A 664-nucleotide genomic window follows, 5' to 3' on the forward strand; every position below is an offset into this window, starting at 1 on the left:
CCGGCTCCGGTGCCTGCTCCACAATCACATGCGCGTTCGTCCCACTGATCCCGAACGCCGACACCCCCGCCCGCCGTACCCGACCCACCACCGGCCAGGACCGACGCGACGACAACAACCGCACCCCACCCGACGACCAGTCCACCAACCCCGACGGCTCACCCACATGCAACGACGCCGGCAACACCCCCCTCCGCAACGCCTCCACCATCTTGATCACCCCACCCACACCCGCCGCCGCCTGCGCATGCCCCACATTCGACTTCAACGACCCCAACCACAACGGCTCACCACCCGACCGCCGCCCATACACCCCCAACAACGCCTGCGCCTCAATCGGATCCCCCAACACCGTCCCCGTCCCATGCGCCTCCACCACATCCACCTCAACCGCAGACACCCCCGCCGACAACAACGCATCCCGAATCACCCGCTGCTGCGACGGACCACTCGGCGCCGTCAACCCACTCGACGCACCATCCGAATTCACCGCCGAACCCGCCAACACCGCCAACACCCGACGCCCCGCCGCCACCGCATCCGACAACCGCTCCAACACCACCACCCCCACACCCTCACCCCAACCCGTCCCATCCGCCCCCGCCGAAAACGCCTTACACCGCCCATCCACCGACAACCCACCCTGCCGCGAAAACTCCACGAA

At 67.9% G+C, this 664-nt stretch carries 1 protein-coding gene; it reads right to left on the reverse strand.

The window, feature by feature from the left end; translation table 11 throughout:
* The coding region (locus tag SM447_RS29355) for a beta-ketoacyl synthase N-terminal-like domain-containing protein (protein WP_474576115.1) at positions 1-664 on the reverse strand (664 nt) is incomplete at both ends.

The sequence above is a fragment of the Micromonospora aridisoli genome (genome assembly GCF_056150025.1).